Origin of the sequence: Siccirubricoccus sp. G192, from assembly GCF_019084075.1 — a bacterium.
Lineage (GTDB): Bacteria > Pseudomonadota > Alphaproteobacteria > Acetobacterales > Acetobacteraceae > G192.
In genome coordinates, this window is record NZ_JAHREN010000002.1 from 232941 (window position 1) to 250125 (window position 17185).

Annotated in this window: 17 protein-coding genes; 3 read left to right on the plus strand and 14 right to left on the minus strand. The window is 69.5% G+C overall.

Annotated elements, in window-relative coordinates:
* Positions 1 to 71: 71 nt before the first annotated feature.
* Positions 72 to 854, minus strand: coding sequence for an IS21-like element helper ATPase IstB (gene istB / locus KSF81_RS27640; protein WP_217382081.1), 783 nt, complete (start codon positions 852 to 854; stop codon positions 72 to 74).
* Positions 851 to 2350, minus strand: coding sequence for an IS21 family transposase (gene istA / locus KSF81_RS27645; RefSeq protein WP_217382082.1), 1500 nt, complete (start codon positions 2348 to 2350; stop codon positions 851 to 853). Before istA ends, istB begins: the two co-directional genes overlap by 4 nt.
* Here istA and KSF81_RS32585 point away from each other — a divergent pair.
* Entirely contained in the window at positions 2306 to 2839 is a 534-nt protein-coding gene (locus KSF81_RS32585; RefSeq protein WP_375293384.1) for a DDE-type integrase/transposase/recombinase, read from the plus strand. The two genes, istA and KSF81_RS32585, sit on opposite strands and share 45 nt — an antisense overlap.
* A gap of 19 nt (positions 2840 to 2858) precedes the next feature.
* Here the strand turns inward: KSF81_RS32585 and KSF81_RS31720 are convergent, their stop codons facing one another.
* The 4 genes from KSF81_RS31720 to KSF81_RS27670 form a co-directional block, all read right to left on the minus strand.
* Complete coding sequence (locus tag KSF81_RS31720) at positions 2859 to 3398, minus strand: recombinase family protein (RefSeq protein WP_217382084.1); 540 nt, start codon at positions 3396 to 3398, stop codon at positions 2859 to 2861.
* 164 nt (positions 3399 to 3562) lie between these two features.
* A complete protein-coding gene (locus KSF81_RS27660; protein WP_217382085.1) occupies positions 3563 to 3970 on the minus strand; it encodes a transposase in 408 nt (135 codons plus the stop codon).
* Complete coding sequence (locus KSF81_RS27665; protein WP_217382086.1) at positions 3921 to 4601, minus strand: IS630 family transposase; 681 nt, start codon at positions 4599 to 4601, stop codon at positions 3921 to 3923. The genes KSF81_RS27660 and KSF81_RS27665 overlap by 50 nt, the downstream gene beginning before the upstream one ends.
* Positions 4602 to 4865: 264 nt before the next feature.
* A complete protein-coding gene (locus KSF81_RS27670) occupies positions 4866 to 6566 on the minus strand; it encodes a sensor histidine kinase (RefSeq protein WP_217382087.1) in 1701 nt (566 codons plus the stop codon).
* Between the two features lie 80 nt (positions 6567 to 6646).
* Between KSF81_RS27670 and KSF81_RS27675 the strand changes: the two genes are divergently transcribed.
* Positions 6647 to 7012, plus strand: coding sequence for a hypothetical protein (locus KSF81_RS27675; protein WP_217382088.1), 366 nt, complete (start codon positions 6647 to 6649; stop codon positions 7010 to 7012).
* Between the two features lie 283 nt (positions 7013 to 7295).
* Here KSF81_RS27675 and KSF81_RS27680 read toward each other — a convergent pair whose 3' ends face one another.
* The 4 genes from KSF81_RS27680 to KSF81_RS27695 form a co-directional block, all read right to left on the minus strand.
* Positions 7296 to 8123, minus strand: a complete 828-nt coding sequence (locus KSF81_RS27680; protein WP_217382089.1) for an IS6 family transposase — start codon at positions 8121 to 8123, stop codon at positions 7296 to 7298.
* Between the two features lie 937 nt (positions 8124 to 9060).
* Positions 9061 to 10269, minus strand: a complete 1209-nt coding sequence (locus KSF81_RS27685; RefSeq protein WP_217382090.1) for a DUF2382 domain-containing protein — start codon at positions 10267 to 10269, stop codon at positions 9061 to 9063.
* Between the two features lie 293 nt (positions 10270 to 10562).
* Positions 10563 to 11738: a patatin-like phospholipase family protein gene (locus KSF81_RS27690; protein WP_217381891.1), complete on the minus strand. Its 1176-nt coding sequence runs from the start codon at positions 11736 to 11738 to the stop codon at positions 10563 to 10565.
* A gap of 373 nt (positions 11739 to 12111) precedes the next feature.
* Positions 12112 to 13872 carry a transposase gene (locus KSF81_RS27695; RefSeq protein WP_254454356.1) on the minus strand — a complete coding sequence of 587 codons (1761 nt, stop codon included), beginning with the start codon at positions 13870 to 13872 and terminating at the stop codon, positions 12112 to 12114.
* A gap of 80 nt (positions 13873 to 13952) precedes the next feature.
* Here KSF81_RS27695 and KSF81_RS27700 point away from each other — a divergent pair, with 80 nt between their 5' ends.
* Positions 13953 to 14318, plus strand: coding sequence for a hypothetical protein (locus KSF81_RS27700; RefSeq protein WP_217382092.1), 366 nt, complete (start codon positions 13953 to 13955; stop codon positions 14316 to 14318).
* An 82-nt stretch (positions 14319 to 14400) separates the two neighbouring features.
* On the opposite strand, the gene KSF81_RS27705 is transcribed toward KSF81_RS27700, so the two are convergent.
* The 4 genes from KSF81_RS27705 to KSF81_RS31090 are packed head-to-tail and all read right to left on the minus strand — an operon-like array spanning position 14401 to position 17141.
* On the minus strand, positions 14401 to 14778 hold the full coding sequence (locus tag KSF81_RS27705) for a response regulator (RefSeq protein WP_217382093.1): 378 nt from the start codon (positions 14776 to 14778) through the stop codon (positions 14401 to 14403).
* Positions 14779 to 14783: 5 nt separating this feature from the next.
* Entirely contained in the window at positions 14784 to 16328 is a 1545-nt protein-coding gene (locus KSF81_RS27710; protein ID WP_217382094.1) for an ATPase domain-containing protein, read from the minus strand.
* Complete coding sequence (locus KSF81_RS27715) at positions 16315 to 16605, minus strand: HAMP domain-containing sensor histidine kinase (protein WP_217382095.1); 291 nt, start codon at positions 16603 to 16605, stop codon at positions 16315 to 16317. Before KSF81_RS27715 ends, KSF81_RS27710 begins: the two co-directional genes overlap by 14 nt.
* Positions 16602 to 17141 (minus strand): sensor histidine kinase KdpD, encoded by a 540-nt coding sequence (locus KSF81_RS31090; protein ID WP_217382096.1) that lies wholly within the window; start codon positions 17139 to 17141, stop codon positions 16602 to 16604. The genes KSF81_RS27715 and KSF81_RS31090 overlap by 4 nt, the downstream gene beginning before the upstream one ends.
* Between the last annotated feature and the right edge of the window lie 44 nt (positions 17142 to 17185).

A 17185-nucleotide genomic window follows, 5' to 3' on the forward strand; every position in this document is an offset into this window, starting at 1 on the left:
ACAACCTGTACCGGTGCGCCGGAGAGAAAGTGTACCGGGTGGTCGGCGTCTGATGCGGAATATCTGGCAGGTCAGGTGGGGCCGGCAGCGGGATTGGGTTGGCGGTGCCGCTGGCGGCGACTGGCCTTGAGGCGATAACTCTCGCCATTCATTTCCAGGATATGGACGTGGTGAGTGAGGCGGTCCAGAAGGGCTCCGGTCAGCCGCTCGCTGCCCATGACCTCGGTCCATTCGTCGAACGGCAAATTGCTGGTCACCAGCGTGGCGCCGCGCTCGTAGCGTTGACTGAAAATTTCAAACAGCAACTCCGCACCACTCTTCGAGAGAGGCACGAACCCGAGTTCGTCGATGATCAGCAGCTTGTAGCCGGCCAGCTGCTTTTGCAGACGCAGCAGGCGCTTCTCGTCGCGTGCCTCCAGGAGCTCATGGACCAAGGCGGCGGCCGTGGTGAACCCAACCGACACGCCCCGCTGGCAGGCCGCCAGGCCGAGCCCGAGCGCGACATGCGTCTTGCCGGTGCCGCTGTTGCCAAGCGCGATCACGTTCTCCCGCCGCTCGATGTACTCGCCCCGCGCCAGCTCGAGGACCAGCGCCTTGTTGAGCGAGGGGATGGCCGGAAAGTCGAAGCTGTCGAGGCTCTTGACCGTCGGGAAGTGGGCCGCGCGGATGCGGCGCTCCACCATCCGCTGCTCGCGCTCGATCAGTTCCAGCTCGGCCAGGCGCAGCAGAAAGCGGAGATGGTCCACCCCTTCGGCCGCGCACTGCCGGGCCAGCTTCTCGTGCTCGCGCAGGAAGGTCGGCAGCTTCAGCGCCTTGAGGTGATGCGCCAGCAGCACCTGCGGCACGTCGCTCATGAGCTGCTCTCCCCAAGCAGAGCCATGTAGGCCTTCGCTGAGGTGGTCGTGACCGCGACATGAGGCAGGTAGGGGTACGCCTGCAAATCCAGCCGCGGCGGCCGGCGTTCGATCCGGCACAGCACCAGGTGCTTGACAGCGTCAAAGCCGATTGCCCCGAGCCGCAACGCCTCCCGGGCGGCCGCGTGGACCTCCTCTCGCGGGAATGCCTCCAGCAGGCGCAGCACCTGCACATACTCCCGCTTACCAGCTACGCCCATGCGCGCCTCCAACAGGCGCCGCAGCGTCGCGAAAGCCTCCGGCAGGTCCCAGCCCTGCAGTGGCGCCGCCTGGTCCAGTGCGCCGACCTTGCGCTCCAGCAATGCCAGGTAGTGCAGCGGCTCGAAGATGAAGTCCTCCCGCGCGTAGGAGCGCGGATGCCGCGCGATGACCTCGGCGCCGCAGGCGATCAGCACCTCCTCGACGTAGCCGCGCACCAGCACCGCACGGTGGCCGTAGGCGGTCGGCACCGAATAGTCGTTGCGATCGTAACGTACCAGCGACAGGGCCGAGACCCGTCCGGCCTTGCGATCACAGGCCTCATAGGGCGCGCCTGGCCGCCGCTGCAGGGCGGCGAGGTCACGCTCCAACCGTTCGCCGATGCCCTCGGCATGACCACGCACCCGGTGGTCAAGCCGATCGAGGCAGCGCCGCTCGAGATGCGCATTGAGGGCAGCAAAGCTCTCGACCCGCGGCACCGGCACCAGGAAGTTGCGCCGGGCGTAGCCAACCAGACCCTCCACCTTTCCCTTGTCGTTGCCTTTGCCTGGTCGCCCGAAGCGGTCGAGGAACAGGTAGTGCGACTGCAGCTCGGCGAAGCCGCGGGTGCGCTCGCGCGTGCCGTCGTCGCGGATGCGCGCCACCGCCAGCTTGGTGTTGTCGTAGAGGATGGATTGCGGCACGCCACCGAAGAAGGCGAAGGCGGCATTGTGCCCGTCACAGAAGGCCTCGAGCCGCTCCGCCGGGTAGGCCTTGACGAAGCAGGCGTCCGAGTGCGGCAGGTCGAGGCAGAAGAAGTGAATCTTCCGCTCCACCCCGCCGATCACCGCCACCGCCTCCCCGAAGTCGGCTTGCGCATGGCCGGGCGGGTGCACCAGCGGCACGAACACCTCCCGGACCTCGGCCCGCCGCTGGCGAACGTAGTCCTTCACGGTGGTGTAGCTGCCGGCAAAGCCATGCTCGGCGCGGAGCCGATCGTGGATCCGCTTGGCCGTGTGCCGCTGCTTCGCGGGCGCCGAACGGTCCTCTTCCAGAATCCGGTCGATGAGCGCGGTGAACGGCCCCAGCCGGGGGCGTGCCGGTGGACCCCGCCGCCGGTAGCCCGGAGGCACCGAAAAGGCCAGCATCTTGCGGACCGTGTTGCGGTGAAGGCCGAAGCGCCGGGCCGCTTCCCGGATGCTCAGCCCCTCGACATGGCAGGCGTGGCGGACACGACCGTAGAGCTCCACCGAGAACATCCCTTCGCCTTCCCCAGCTCGTCATCCACGAGCCCAAGGAAGGCACTATCGCGGTACACTCTGGCACCGCCGCGGCCGGACCAACCGGCCGCCTCAGTGGGACACTTTCTCACTGCCGCTCTCACCCAGGCCTTCTTCCGCTCGGCCAGGGCCGCCACGGGCGTCACGCCCGACCAGATCACCACCGACGGGCACGGCTCCTACCCGCGGGCAATCCGCTCGACGCTCGGCCGGCGGGTTCTGCACCGTACCAGTGCCTACAAAAACAATCGACTGGAGCAGGACCACCGCGGTGTCAAAGGCCGCATACGATGTATGCGGGGGTTCAAGAGCCTCGCTTCGGCGGGCCGGTTCTGTCGAAGCCACGACGAGCTCCGCAACCTCCTCCGCCCCCGCACCCGCCACAATCAGCATGTCCCAGCAAGCCGCCGTCGCCGGCTCCACCTCCGGCGCGCCGCCATCGCGCTCGCCATCCTCGAGACCGCGTAGGCTGAACTCGCCCACCAGCTCACGCCGGCAGGTTTGGCGCGAGTGCTGACAAAACCGGGCCGGAGGTGTCGATTGGGTCACCGAGCGAGCGGAAGTGCGCCCCCGCCTCCCGGACCCGCTCGATCACCTGCAGCAGGTGAGCCAGCGAGCGGGCCAGGCGGTCGATGCGGACGACGACCAGGGTGTCGCCGCGGCCGAGCCGGTCGAGGGCCCGCGCCAGTTCCGGCCGGGCTCGGCTGGTGCCGGAGGCCTTCTCTTCGAAGATCTCGGTGCAGCCCGCGACGCGCAGCGCCCGGAACTGCGGCTCCAGGTCCTGCCCGGCCGTGGAGACATGACGTAATCGCGCGGGCGTGGCTCCAGGGCTCCCTGTTCGCCGACGCCTGGTGCGATGTTGGCCACGCCGTTCGGCATGGAGGAGGTTCTCATGGCCGCCTATGCTGCGCTCGATGTCTCGATGAAGACCACCAGTGTCCACGTCGTGGACGAGGCGGGTCGCCTCCTGTGGCGGGGCAAAGTCGCAACCGATCCGAAGGCCATTGCCGAGGCCCTCGCCGCCCATGCGCCCGAGCTCGCCCGCGTTGGCCTGGAGACCGGCTGTTGGTCAACCTGGCTTTTCCACGCGCTGGCCGAGCGGGGTCTGCCAGTGGTCTGCATGGACGCGAGGCAGGCGAAAGCGGCCCTTTCGCTTACTAAGCCGGCCATCAAATACGTACCTCTAGCGGCTTACGCGGCGTAGCGGACGGTGGTGGCCTGGAAGAAGGCCCGGACTTTGGCGGGTCGGCGTTGCAGGCCGCGCATGTAGGAGGTGAGATCGGCCTTGAGCGAAGCCTTGTCCCGGGGGACCGGCTGCCTCGCCATGGCCTGCTTGACGTCATTGTTGAGGAACTCGTCCGGATTGTGCTCCGGCGCGTAGGGCGGGAGGTAGAGCAACTCGATCCGCTCGGAGTTGGCCTTGACCCAGACCGTGACCTGCCGGGCGCGGTGGACCCGCAGGTTGTCGACAATGACGAACAGCTTGCGCCTGGCGCCCTGCACCAGACGGCGCAGGAACACCAGGAAGGTCGCCGCCGTGAGCGCGCCGTCATAGATCATGAACCGCAGCGTGCCCCGGTTGGTCAGGCTGGAGATCATCGACTGCGAAAACCGCGCCGCGGGGCGTGGCAGGACGGGGGGTTTTGCCCTTTGGGGCGAAGCTCCGGCCGTAGTTGGCCTGGTTGGACAGGCCGGTCTCGTCGGCCCAGTGGATCTCGCCACCCTCGGCCTTGGCCCGGGCGGCGATCGCCGGGTACTCGTGCTGCAGCCAGCCGTGGACCTCGGGCTCGCGCCGCTCGGTGGCCCGGTGCGCCGGGCGCTGAGCGGTGAAGCCCCAGGCTCGCAAGGCGCGCCCGAGGGCCGAGGTCGACAGCCGCAGCCCGGTCTCGCGCTCGATCAGCGTACCGACCGCCTCGCGGGTCCACAGCGCAAATGGCAGCTTCAGCTGATCCGGGCAGCGGTCCATGATCAGTCGCCGGATCCGGCGCTCCTGCTGCGGCGAGAGCGGCTTCTGCTCGCCTGGACGGCGGCCGCGCCGCCCACCCTCCAGCGCCGCGTCGCCAGACCGTCGTGCCGCCTCGACCCATTCACCGACAAAGCGACGGTTCACGCCGACAGCGGCCGCAGCCTCGACCCGCGTTTTGCCTCCGTTGACCATGCCGACCGCCACCCGGCGGAGCTCTGCCTGGGTGGTCGGATCGAGCTTGCGGAAGTCACGACGCAGCGCCATGCCCGAACCGTCACACGGCGCGCAGCAGAATGCTACCTATTTGATGGCCGGCTTAGTAGACAACCCGGGCATAGCCGATCAGCGCCATGCAGCGGCGGGCCTGGCTGGGGCGATGGGCGGGCTGGGTGGCACGGCGGGTCTCCGGTCCGGCACGGCGTCGCTATCCGCCTTTGTCAAATCCGGCAAGATGCGACGAAAGGACTGGATGGAGCCGGGGGACGGAGCGTCCTTCGGGTAATGGCGAGGTCCGAGCCTCAACGGCCGCTATGCGCCGTCGGGGCGCTGGTCAGCCGCATGCCTCTCGACAGTCTCCGGCAGCACCGCACCTGGCGTGAAGCGGATCACCGCGTGCAGCCCCGCGGGCTCAAAGCGCAGCACCACTGTTGCGCCAGGGCCGAGATCGTAGGCCAGAGCCCGCTCCAGCAGCCGGGTGCCGAAGCCACGTCGCTGCGGCGGGCCCGCGACCGCCGGGCCGCCTGTCTCGGTCCAATGGATCACCACCACCCCATCCGGCTCCCGTGACCAGCCGAGCGCCACCCGTCCACCGGCGCGCGACAGTGCCCCGTACTTGACCGCATTCGTCGCCAACTCGTGCAATGCCAGCATGATCGCCTGCGCCTGCCGCGGCGCCACCGGAATGCCCCCGGGCCCCTCGGGTGCAATCTGCGGCCCGCTCCCGCCGTCACCAAGCCACGGGCCAAGTGCCGCCTGCACGATGGCGGCCAGGTCGGTTGCGCCCCAGGAATGCGCCGTCAGCAGGTTGTGCGCGGCCGCCAGGGCCTGGAGCCGCTGGCCGAAGTCGTGGGTGAACCGCGCCGTGTCGCCCTCGGCACTCCGCAGCGTCTGCACGGCCACGGACTGGACGGTGGCCAGCGTGTTCTTCACCCGGTGGTTCAACTCGGCGATCAGCAGCGCCTGCCGTCGGGCCCCATCGGCGAGCACCCGTGCGATGTCGTCCACCTCCCGAAGGCCTGCCTTGGGCACCGCCCCGGCAGGCCCACCCTGCCCCAGCATCTCGAGCACGCGCAGCGAGGCAACCACGCGGCGGCCCAGCAACAGCGCGAGCAGCAGGCCAGCCGCCGCGATCAGGGCTCCGGTGCCGAGGGTGCGCAGCAGCGCGGCGCGGAGGGGTGCGGCAAACGCCTCCTCCGGCACGCCGACCACGATGGCGTAGCCGGTGGCTGGCGCACGGGCGAAGGCGGCGATCCATGGCACCCCCTCCAGCGTCTGGAGGCCGCCGTGGATGATGCCGCTCTCCGCCTCAGCCAAGGCCGCCCGCACCCTGGGCTGGGCCGGCTGGCCGGCCGTTTCCGCGTCACGCTGGGTGCGGGCGACGTAGTTGCCGCGGCGGTCCAGCACGCCCCCGCTCCAGCCCTGCCGCAGGCTCTGCTCGGAGAGCATCCGGGCGAGGTGGTCGCGCCGCAGCGAAATGCCGAGCGCGTAGGTGGGGAGCGGTGGCCCCTGGCGCGCGGTGAACACCGGCACGGCGGTGATGATCACCGGCCGCCCCGTGGTCGAGCTCTGGTGGAGGTTGGACACCTCGGTGTTGCCACTGGTGAAGACGCGCCGCGTCGTCAGGGACCCCTGGATGTTGGACCGGCGCTCCCCCGGAGCCCAAAGGGTATTCAGAACCTGCCGACCGTCGGGCGTCGTGAGGGCGATGGGCTCGCCGCCGAGCCGGGCGGAGGCGGCCCGCATCTCGGCCTCGAAGGTCTCCAGGTCGCCGCGCGCCAAAGCAGCCGACGTGGCGAGGATCGACATCGCAGCCTCGGCGCGATCGAACTCACGGTCCACGGCCAGCGCCAGGGCCGTGGCCTGATCCCTCAGCTGCTCCTCGGCATGCTCGCGCTCGGCCTTATAGTCCTGCCACACCGCGAGGATGGCGAAGGCAAGTAGCGCGAGGGTGACAAAGCCGACCAGCAGGAGCAGCCGGCCGCGCAGCGTCGGAGACCGTGAGGGGCGCATCTGCACCTGATTCTACCACAGGAAAGTTCTGCTTGTGTGATCCTTCCCGAGCCAGCCAACCCGCGTGATAGAATCGCCGGATGAGCAGCCGAGCGGACCATCCTCCCTCCCCCTTCACCGCGCCGGAGCGCGACCTGATCCGGCGGGAGATGGGCATGCATTTCGGCCAGTACCCCAGCCTGGCCGAGGGTCTGTTCCTGCGCACCTGGCGCGGCGGACCGCAGAAGGGCGAACCGAAGGTGCCGCCGGCCGTGCAGAGCATGCTCGAGCGTGGCCTGGTCGAGCTCCGGCCGGGGCGAATGGGACCCCGGGCCATGTTCACGGAAGCAGGGCTGGCGGCGCTGCGGCAGTTGGCGCTGGACCGCCGGGCCATGGACCCGGTCCGCTTCGCCCACCTGCGCCGGGAACTTGGCCTGGATGCTCCGGAGGAAGCGACCGGCAGGTGACGGGGTTGGACGGCCGATGGGACTGGTTTCCGATCACCTCGATGCAGCGACCACCATCACGGCTTGGCCGACCCCTGCCGCATCGCCGGCCTTCCGGCCGGCCGCATTGGCAGCATTCCGGTGCCTCCGACCTGGTCTCGGCCCAAAGGGCTGCCAGTGCTCAACTGGACGACCCTGCCCGGCATGCCGGTGTCTCAGCGCGCCGGTTCATCCGAAAGTGCAGGACCGGTTTTGTCAGCACTCGCGCCAAACCTGCCGGCGTGAGCTGGTGGGCGAGTTCAGCCTACGCGGTCTCGAGGATGGCGAGCGCGATGGCGGCGCGCCGGAGGTGGAGCCGGCGACGGCGGCTTGCTGGGACATGCTGATTGTGGCGGGTGCGGGGGCGGAGGAGGTTGCGGAGCTCGTCGTGGCTTCGACAGAACCGGCCCGCCGAAGCGAGGCTCTTGAACCCCCGCATACATCGTATGCGGCCTTTGACACCGCGGTGGTCCTGCTCCAGTCGATTGTTTTTGTAGGCACTGGTACGGTGCAGAACCCGCCGGCCGAGCGTCGAGCGGATTGCCCGCGGGTAGGAGCCGTGCCCGTCGGTGGTGATCTGGTCGGGCGTGACGCCCGTGGCGGCCTTGGCCGAGCGGAAGAAGGCCTGGGCCGCCGCCATGTCGCGGTGCTCGCTCAGCATGGTGTCCACGAGATGGCCGTCGCGGTCGATCGCGCGATAGAGGTAACACCAGCGGCCCCGCACCTTCAAATACGTCTCGTCCACGTGCCAGCGGCGGCGGCCCGCGCCGCCCTTGGCGTGCCGTCGGCGGCGGAGCTCGTGGGCCAACTCCGGTGCGAGCTTCGCCTCCCATGCACGGACGGCCTCGTGGCTGAAGACGATGCCGCGCTGGAGGAACATCTCGGCCAGGTCGCGCAGGGTCAGGCGGTAGCGCAGACGCCAGAGCACCACGAGCGCGATGACGTCGGACGGGTACTGGGCGTGGTTGAGCAGGGTGCCGGAGCGCTCGTTGTACTGCTTGCCGCAGTCTCGGCAGCGGAGCCGGCGATAGCCCCGGGCGGTGCGGTCCGGCCGCTCCGCCACCGCGGCCGAGCCGCAGGCCACACAGTCCATACCCGAGTCCCGTCCCGCTGCTCCTGGAGCCTACCCGCGCCGCCCCGACCAGCCAAACGGGTCGCCTGGCGCGAGTTCTGACAGAACCCATCCGCGACGGCACCCCAATCACGGCGTTTTCCGGGGTGATCACCAGCGGGCTGCCCGGGCGCAGATGCAGCCGCCCAACCTCTACCGGACGCAGCAAGGTCGAGGGCAAGCGCCCCTGCCGCAACAGCACCGCCGCTGCCAGGCGCCGCTCTTCCATCTGCTCAACCGTCAAGCGCGTCGGCCGCCAAGCATCATTACTCACGGGCACCTCCTCGCGGACGGGCTGACCCGCAGAGGCTTACTCTCTTTTCGTGAAGGTCAGTAAGCGCCGGTCAATGGTCTTTCTGAGTCCCTTCGCTATCAAGCCTCGCTCAAAATGAGGCCGGATGCGGGCACACAGTCCACCAACACCGACGCTAACCGTGCGTGCGGCTCGCCCACCCTAAACTACCCTCAACCCAACGGTGTAGTCGGCCCACGGCGGATCTGGCTCTCCCGCACCACACGCTCGTGGCCGTCGCTGATGTTCCTCACCCGGTACTCGCGGTCACTCGAGTCGTTGGGGAGCTGGCGAACGACCGTGTAGGTTCCACGCTGGGCGGTACCGTCGAACCTGGCGGGCACGAACTCGATGCTTTGCCCGACTGTGAAGCTATGAAGCGGCATGGCCGTTCCTCGCGGGGCGGGTTCGGCGATGGCGCCAATGCAGGGCGATCGGGCGGCCCGCGCGCCGTATCGCTCAGGATCCCACGGCGGCAGCGTCGATCTACACGTTGCCAGTTTGGGATTTCAATTAACGCTATCGATGCTGGTGCGCTCCGGGGCTGGACGCGCATGGCGCAGGAGCCAGGCGAGGCAGGCCTCTGCTCGACCGCAGGTGCCCGCCTTGCCCTGACTGCGTTTGGTCCTAACCTTCGGCGGCGACTGAGCGAAGCTGCTGCCCGCCCCGCTTCCGGCCGGGCTGCTGGATCTCCACCTCATCGCGGCGAACCGTCGCCTGCACCGTCTCGACCTGCTGGGTGCGCTCGGTCCGGACGACGATCTCCTCCCGCAGCCGCAGGCGCTTCTCGACGACCGGGACCTCGGCCGTCTCGATCACCTCCACCGTCATCTCGGTCAGGATCTCGCCCGTCACCTTGTCGCTCACCGGCCGGCGGCGCTCTACCACCACCTTCTCGCTCTGCAAGGTGACCTGCTCCTCGGCCTGGGTCTCGACGGCGAAGCGGCGGATCCTTGCCGTGCCGCGGTTCTCCGTGCGCTTGCTGACCTCAAGCACCTCCTCGCCGAGCGGGATCACCTCCTCCATGCCGGAGGGACCCCTGGCGGCGACAGCACTGCCGGCCTGTTGCATGCTCTGCAGCGCGCCCATCCAGGGCCACAGGAACATGTCCGTCAGTGCCGATGCCGAGGCTGAAGCCCGTGCCGGAGCACGCCGGGCGATATTGTTGGTCGCTTCGGCAGCCCCTGCCGCCAGGCGAGTGGCCTGCCGCGCCGTCTCGGTGGCGGCCTGCACCGGCGCCAGCGCCGCGCCGGCAACCTGTCGGGCTGCCTCACGGGTGCGGCGTTCAGCGGCCTGGCTCTGCTCGACCCGCAGCTCGGCCTGACGGGCCAGGAACTCGGCCTCTTCACGCTCCTGCCGGGCTTTGGCCCGCCGCTCCTCCGCCTCGTCCTGCTTGGCCTGCTCGGCCTCGGCGAGGCCGGCTTCCATCTTCTCGGCGACGTTCTGGACCTGCTCCTCGCTCAACGCCCGCTGCACCGCCGGCAGAAGCTCGCGCTTGTCGTCGCGCGCATGCTGCCGGAAGGTCTTCTGCAGATCCTTCAGCCGCTCGGGGAAGCTCTCGTCGTTCTTCGGCAGGGCCTCGAGCTCGGCGAGCTTGGCCCGCAGCTCCTTGTTGTCGCGGATCGCGTCGGCGACGAGCTCCTTGGTCTCGGCATTCCGCCGGAGCACCGGGAAGAGGTGCTGCTCCTCAAGGCTGGCGTGGAGCTCGAGCTCGGCCTTCAACTCGGTAAACAGCTTCTCCCGGGTCTTCACCGCACCGTCCGAGGTCTCGGACAGCTTGGCGAACAGCTCAATGGCTTTGGCCGGACCGGTCTGCATCAGGGTTCGAAGGTTCATCGTAAATTCCTTGGTTTGCCGCGGAGCCGGCTCCGCGGCCATATCGACATGAAATGGGGAGCTGGCGCCCGCACCCGGCACTCACCCGGCAGCTCACGTGGAGCTTGAGAGTTCCGGTTCTGGAAAAGGCGTTTTGCCGTGCTGCAACATGCAGACGCATGGGCGAGCGCGAAGTTGCACTGCAGCAAACGGAACGACCATGCCGCTGAACTGCGGAGATTCCAACGACCGCGCCACAAGAGGCTTATGACCGCAGCCGCCTTGCTGCTCCGGGAGTCCCTGACACGTCCCCATTACGCCCGCGCTATAGGCATGGGCGCCTTTCGTGTGGTGCGCCGCACGGAGGTTGCACCTGCCTGGGCCGTGCCCATTCCCTGCATACTGATGTGCGGCTCGAGAACAGGTCCAGCGAAACCGGACAGGTCCACCGTCGAGCGGATCCCGACCGAGGTGAGATCCGCCGCGAGCCACTGATTGGCGGCACCGTGGCCAAGCGCGCGCATCTCCTGCAGGAAGGCCCAGCTGGGGTCCTGGTGGCTGCCGATCTTGAGCGCGCGGAACTCCTCCTCGGCCCCAATCACGTGCAATCTGGCATCCCGCAGCCGGGCCAGGACACCTGGCGCCGAGGGCAGATCGGCCAGCAGGCGCTGTGCCAGCGCAAGGGACCGCAGTTCCTGCCGCAAGGCTGCGCCGAAGGTCATCTCCTCAGTTCGCTCGAGCACGGCGGCAGCGCTGGTGGGCAGGTCAGGGCGCTGGACCGGCGTCGTGCGGACCAGCACGATGTCGGCAGGCGCCCCGGCCTCGATCAACGCCCGCAGCGGCGGGTTGCTGGCGAAGCCACCATCCCAGTAGGGCTCGCCCTCGATCTCCACGGCCGGGAACAGCTGCGGCAGGCAGGACGATGCCAGCAGCACCTCCGCCGTCACCTCGCCGTCCCGGAAGAGCCGTGCCTCGCCGGTGCTGACCCGAGTCGCTGAGACGACCAGCGAGGGCGCACCCTCCCGGCCCAAGGCTGACGGGTCGAAGAGGCCGTCGAGCACGCCGCGGAGCGGGTTGAGGCCCAGCGGGTTGACCTGCCGTTGTGCCAGTCCCTTGGTGGTCTGCCGCAGCGCTTCGGCCATCGGCGCCATGATCCCGCTGAACGGGAAGAGCCAGCCTGCCCCGCCGATGTCGGGTGATCCTGATGCAACAGCGACGCGGCGCCAGAACGTCTCAAGGAGACGCTTGGCCTCGGCTGGGCCGCCGGTGGCGAGCCCTTGGACCAGCAGGGCGGCGTTCATGGCGCCGGCGCTGGCGCCGCTGACCACCTCGAAGCGGAGGCTGGGCACGTCCAGCAGACGGTCCAGCACGCCCCAGGCGAAAGCGCCGAGGGAGCCGCCGCCCTGCAGGGCGAGGGTTATAGGGTGAGCGTGCCCGGAGGCGAGCGGACCGTTAGATCCGCTGCCGGCGAGTTGGGTATCGACTGTCATGAGTATTGGATCCGGAGAGGGTCGGGCCGCAGGACGCGTTCAATGCTCACGGGGCATTGGCGGCAGGTCGTCGAAGTGCCCCTTCAGGACCACGATGCGCGCGGTGAGGCTGGCGACGACAAGAGCAGCGACGGCCAGCAGGAATGTAAGTTCGGGCATGGGAGAAACCTCCAAAGTTCCTCCCCGAACCTGCATCTAACGTATTTGCTGCGGCGCGAAATACAACTCACGTATTGTGTGAGGCTGCAATAAAAATAATCCGCAACACAGCTCTATTCGAGAAACCGTTCTGGAACCATCCAAATACCAGCTACGGGCTCGGAAGTCCCAACACACGCGGATCCGATACTCCTGCGGCCGGCGAGTAATGCTCTCAGGATCGCAGCGGCTCGCGGCTTCGCAGCCCAAGGTGTCGCGGCGGTGGGCGCGGCCCTAGCACCGCGTCGATCATCTGCCTGGCCCGGCCGATCAGTTCCGCAAGCGTTGCTGACCCACCGCCGCCCGGAACCTCATGGGGTTCGCCCCTGCCCGCTGGCGGGTGGATGACGACGGCACATTCCCGCCCGCCGCCGTCCCGGAGTTCGAGGCGGTGGCTCTCTTCGTAGGTGGATTCCATCGACCAGCGCCGGCTGAAGAGGTCCAGGACCTCGCGCAGGCTTGCCGTCGTGTCGGTGCACAGGAAAGCCTCGGGCTCGCGTCTACCATCCGGGTAGCGGACCAGCACCCACAGGATCGGCACGATCGGCTTGCCGGAGTGGTGCCAGAGCGCCGTGCCGGCGGTGTATTCGATCCAGCCGGCACTGCGCCACCCCGCACGGCTGGCCTGCACGATGCGGCGCCAGCGCGTCGCGGGATCGGTGGTTCGTGCGGTCAGCGTGGGTTGCCGATCCCCCTTCAGCGCCGGACGGCCGCGCCGGTCCCACTCGCCGGGCGGATCGAACAGGCGCGCGTCGCGCCGTAGCCGGGTGATCACCACCATGCGGGACCGCAGGGCATGCAGCAGCTCGAGGGCAGCGAACTCGCCGTCCATCACGGCGACGATCGTCCGGTCGGGCAGCCAACGCCGCGGTGTCAGCAGCAACCGGCGAGCCCAGTCGGTCACCGGACGGTGCCGCTGCCCGTGCTGCTCGGACCAGGTCTTGCTAGGGGTCAGGGCGGTCAGGACCGGCAGTGCCCAGACATGGCCGGCGAACGGCACCTCGACCAGCACCATCGCGCTCAGCCAGCGCAGGCCCCGGCTGGTGGCCTGCCACGCCGGTGAGGAGCGGCCCGCGTCGTAGAAGTGACCGGCGGGCCCGATGTGCCGGCCGCGGCGGCGCTCCAGCGTGTGGTCGACACCGATCACGATCGGCCCGGCCGGGACGAAGGCGGCCACCACTTGGCGCAGCAGGATGCGGGCGAGTGCGAGGCCGGACCAGGCATTCCGGTTGAGCACGCGGTGGAAGGCGGCGAAGCCTGGGTGCTCGGCCAGGCCGATCACACGCAGGCAGGCGGCGACCGTGCGTGGGCCGACGGCGAGCAGCGCACGCCCCCGCTCCAGCCCTGCCGCAGGCTCTGCTCGGAGAGCATCCGGGCGAGGTGGTCGCGCCGCAGCGAGATGCCGAGCGCGTAGGTGGGTAGCGGCGGCTCCTGGCGCGCGGTGACTACCGGCACGGCGGCGATGATGATCGGTCGCCCTGTAGTCGAGCTCTGGTGGAGGCTGGACACCTCGGTGCGGCCACTGGTGAAGACGCGCCGCGTCGTCAGGGACCCCTGGATGTTGGACCGGCGCTCCCCCCGGAGCCCAAAGGGTATTCAGAACCTGCCGACCGTCGGGCGTCGTGAGGGCGATGGGCTCGCCGCCGAGCCGGGCGGAGGCGGCCCGCATCTCGGCCTCGAAGGTCTCCAGGTCGCCGCGCGCCAAAGCAGCCGACGTGGCGAGGATCGACATCGCAGCCTCGGCGCGATCGAACTCACGGTCCACGGCCAGCGCCAGGGCCGTGGCCTGATCCCTCAGCTGCTCCTCGGCATGCTCGCGCTCGGCCTTATAGTCCTGCCACACCGCGAGGATGGCGAAGGCAAGTAGCGCGAGGGTGACAAAGCCGACCAGCAGGAGCAGCCGGCCGCGCAGCGTCGGAGACCGTGAGGGGCGCATCTGCACCTGATTCTACCACAGGAAAGTTCTGCTTGTGTGATCCTTCCCGAGCCAGCCAACCCGCGTGATAGAATCGCCGGATGAGCAGCCGAGCGGACCATCCTCCCTCCCCCTTCACCGCGCCGGAGCGCGACCTGATCCGGCGGGAGATGGGCATGCATTTCGGCCAGTACCCCAGCCTGGCCGAGGGTCTGTTCCTGCGCACCTGGCGCGGCGGACCGCAGAAGGGCGAACCGAAGGTGCCGCCGGCCGTGCAGAGCATGCTCGAGCGTGGCCTGGTCGAGCTCCGGCCGGGGCGAATGGGACCCCGGGCCATGTTCACGGAAGCAGGGCTGGCGGCGCTGCGGCAGTTGGCGCTGGACCGCCGGGCCATGGACCCGGTCCGCTTCGCCCACCTGCGGCAGGAACTCGGCCTGGATGCCCCGGAGGAAGCAGCCGCCCAGTGACAAGCCGACGGCTGGCACGGCGACTTCAGCGAGAGGCAGCCGAAGACGCGGCCACGACGGGCGGGGGCGCCCGGGTCGTGCCTCAGGGCTTCGGCCGGGGTGTCTCGAGGATGGTCGCGACCAGCTGGACCATGGCGTCGAGATCGAACGGCTTGCGGACGAAAGCTTCGTAGCCGTCGATGCGCTCACGCACGCTCGCCTCGGGCATGGAGCTCATGACGATGCAGGGGATGTCGTGCTGGGCTTCGCTCTCCCGCATCGCCCGCAGCAGCCCGACGCCATCGAGGACCGGCATCATGTAGTCGGAGATGACCAGGTCCGGGCGCGGGCCCTCCGCCAGGCGCTCCAGCCCCTGGCGCCCGTTGGCAGCGGTCAGCACGTGGTAGCCCTCGTCGGTGAGGACCATCTCCAGCAGGTCCGCGATGGCGAATTCGTCCTCGACGACCAGCACCGTTGCCATGCCGCTCACCCGGACTGCCCAGTGTCGTCGGCCGACGGGGCCCGGGCCCCGTCGGAGGATGCCGCCACGGTAGCGGCCCTCGAGAGCGCCGCCCGGGCCATCCCGCTCAGGACGGCCTCGACCCTCTCGAAGGGCTCGCCGACGGTGATGCCCGCGGCGGTGATCTCGAACTCGCGGATCGTGGGATCGAACGCGCCCTCGCGTACCTTGAACAGGGAGATGAGGCGGTACAGCCGCGACTGCAGCTCGACGTAGCGCAGCATGACCATGACCTCGGCGAGCGAGGAGATCCCGCTCACCGGCACACGGAGGTCGGCGCCGATGAGCTCCGGCATCTCCAGGGTGTGCAGGGTGGTGACGCCCAGCGCCCGCAGCTCGTTCGACAGGGCGGACCAGAAGCGCACGAGCCGTTCCGGCTCGAGCGCCGCCTGCTGGAAGCCGGACAGGCCGTCGATCAGCAGGCGCTTGACGCCGCGGCGCCGAACCGCCTCGAGCAGCCTGTGGGCGAGTTCGTCCAGGATGTGCTCGCCCACGGGATGCCAGAGGATCTCGAGGTCCCCCCGCCGCTCCGCCGCGGCGAGGTCGAGGCCCATCGTCTCGGCCTTCAGGTGCAGCCGCTCGGGCGGCTCGTAGCAGCCGAACAGCAGGCCGGGCTCGGCGGCGCTCGAGGCGGACAGGAACTGCAGGCCGAGCGTGGTCTTGCCCGAGCCCGACGGGCCGACCACCGCCGTCATCGTGGCTTCGGGGATCCCGCCCCGGAACACCGCGTCGAGCGAGACGATCCCGGACGACACGCGTGTCCGTGGCGGCGGGCCGCGGAGCGTGGGCGTCGCGAGCAGGGCCTCGGTCCGCGGGAAGACGGCGACGCCCTCGCGGGTGATGCGGAACGCGTGCTCGCCCTCGAGGAAGGCGCTGCCGCGGAGCTTGTGGACCAGGAGCCGGCGCTCGCTTCGGACGCCGAAGGATCGCTGCCGCAGCTCGATCATCCCGTCCACCATCGTGTGCTCCGGCGCCGACCTCGCGCCGGCCGTGGTGGTCAGGAGCAGCATGGTGCAATTGGTCGCCGAGGCCAGCGTCTGCAGCCCGTGGGTGAACCGCTTCATCTCGAACACGGCCCCGGCGCCGGCCTTGGCTTCGACCGCACTCATGCCGTCGAGCACGAGCAGCGTCGCCTTGTGGGCCAGGACCTCCCGGCGGATGAACGCAGCGACCCCCTCGAGCCCCTCGTCCTCCAGCGCCTGGTAGGCGCTGAGGTAGGTCACCCGGTCGGGGATGAAGGAGGGGTCGAAGAACCGCATCGGGCGCAGGTGCGCCAGCATGCGGCCGTGGTTCTCACCGAGGACAGTGACGAAGAGGGCACGGCCTCCCTCCGCCGCCCGGCGGTAGAGGATCTGGCTGGCCAGGACGGTCTTGCCCATCCCCGGCGCTCCCTGGACCAGGTAGAGGCCACCGCGCAGGAAGCCGCCGCACAGCACCTGATCGAGGCCCGGTACCAGACTCGGGACCCGTCCAATCTCCTCCTCGCCAGGAGTGGCCTCATCCTGTGGCATGCGTCGTCCGATCCGGTTCCAGGGGTGCGAGAGGGAGCGTGACGGTGAAGGTCGAGCCCTCGCCCGGGCGGCTCGACACGGCGATCCGGCCGTCCATGGCCGCGACCAGCCGGCTCGCCACCCACAGCCCGATGCCGAAGCCGCTGCCCCGGTGCTGGCCCACCACCTGCTCGAACCGCCCGAAGATGCGCGTCTGCTGCTCGGGCGGCATGCCGACCCCGCGGTCCTGCACCTCCAGCACCGCCGAGCGCCCGTCCGACCGGAGCCGGAGGGTCACGGGCCGGCCCATGCCGACTTGAGGGCGTTGGAGAGCAGGTTCTCGACGATCTCCTCGGCCGCGAGCCGGTCCCACATCCCGGAAACGCCGTCCTCGGCCTCGAGCCCGAGCGCGCTGCGTCCATGGGCGGCCGCGGCGGCGTAGCGCTGGGCAACCATGCGCACGAGTTCGGAGAGGTCGGTCTCGGATGGTTCCAGCCGCAGATTGCCGGACTCGATGCGGCCGACATCCAGCAGCCTGGTCGCTCGCCTGATGAAGTCCTGGGCGGCCCGCTGCAGGTGCTCCAGCAGGGTCGTGACGCGCGGGGAGGCGCCTTCGGCGTTGCGCGCGGCGGTGAGCGCGGCCTTCGCCAGGCCGAGGATCGGCGTCATGGGATTGCGGAGCTCGTGGGCGGCGATGGCGATGAAGTCGTCCCGGGCACGGACCGCCCGCACCAGCTCCTCGACCCGCCGGCGCAGGTCGGCCACCTCCGAGGCAGCGTCGGCGTCGAGCTTGGCGCGCGCGAGCGCCGCGCGAAGGCGGGCATTCTCCGCCACCAACGCTGCCTCTCGGCTCGTGGGAGCGCAGCCAGGGTCAGCGG

Bases quoted from the DNA above. Each gene is read 5' to 3' on its own strand.
- istB (WP_217382081.1), bottom strand. From the start codon at position 854: ATGAGCGACGTGCCGCAGGTGCTGCTGGCGCATCACCTCAAGGCGCTG.
- KSF81_RS32585 (WP_375293384.1), top strand. From the start codon at position 2,306: ATGGCAGGCGTGGCGGACACGACCGTAGAGCTCCACCGAGAACATCCC.
- istA (WP_217382082.1), bottom strand. From the start codon at position 2,350: ATGTTCTCGGTGGAGCTCTACGGTCGTGTCCGCCACGCCTGCCATGTC.
- KSF81_RS31720 (WP_217382084.1), bottom strand. From the start codon at position 3,398: ATGGGCGGCGAGGGCCTCGGCAATGGCCTTCGGATCGGTTGCGACTTT.
- KSF81_RS27660 (WP_217382085.1), bottom strand. From the start codon at position 3,970: ATGATCTCCAGCCTGACCAACCGGGGCACGCTGCGGTTCATGATCTAT.
- KSF81_RS27665 (WP_217382086.1), bottom strand. From the start codon at position 4,601: ATGGCGCTGCGTCGTGACTTCCGCAAGCTCGATCCGACCACCCAGGCA.
- KSF81_RS27670 (WP_217382087.1), bottom strand. From the start codon at position 6,566: ATGCGCCCCTCACGGTCTCCGACGCTGCGCGGCCGGCTGCTCCTGCTG.
- KSF81_RS27675 (WP_217382088.1), top strand. From the start codon at position 6,647: ATGAGCAGCCGAGCGGACCATCCTCCCTCCCCCTTCACCGCGCCGGAG.
- KSF81_RS27680 (WP_217382089.1), bottom strand. From the start codon at position 8,123: ATGGACTGTGTGGCCTGCGGCTCGGCCGCGGTGGCGGAGCGGCCGGAC.
- KSF81_RS27685 (WP_217382090.1), bottom strand. From the start codon at position 10,269: ATGAACCTTCGAACCCTGATGCAGACCGGTCCGGCCAAAGCCATTGAG.
- KSF81_RS27690 (WP_217381891.1), bottom strand. From the start codon at position 11,738: ATGACAGTCGATACCCAACTCGCCGGCAGCGGATCTAACGGTCCGCTC.
- KSF81_RS27695 (WP_254454356.1), bottom strand. From the start codon at position 13,872: ATGCGCCCCTCACGGTCTCCGACGCTGCGCGGCCGGCTGCTCCTGCTG.
- KSF81_RS27700 (WP_217382092.1), top strand. From the start codon at position 13,953: ATGAGCAGCCGAGCGGACCATCCTCCCTCCCCCTTCACCGCGCCGGAG.
- KSF81_RS27705 (WP_217382093.1), bottom strand. From the start codon at position 14,778: ATGGCAACGGTGCTGGTCGTCGAGGACGAATTCGCCATCGCGGACCTG.
- KSF81_RS27710 (WP_217382094.1), bottom strand. From the start codon at position 16,328: ATGCCACAGGATGAGGCCACTCCTGGCGAGGAGGAGATTGGACGGGTC.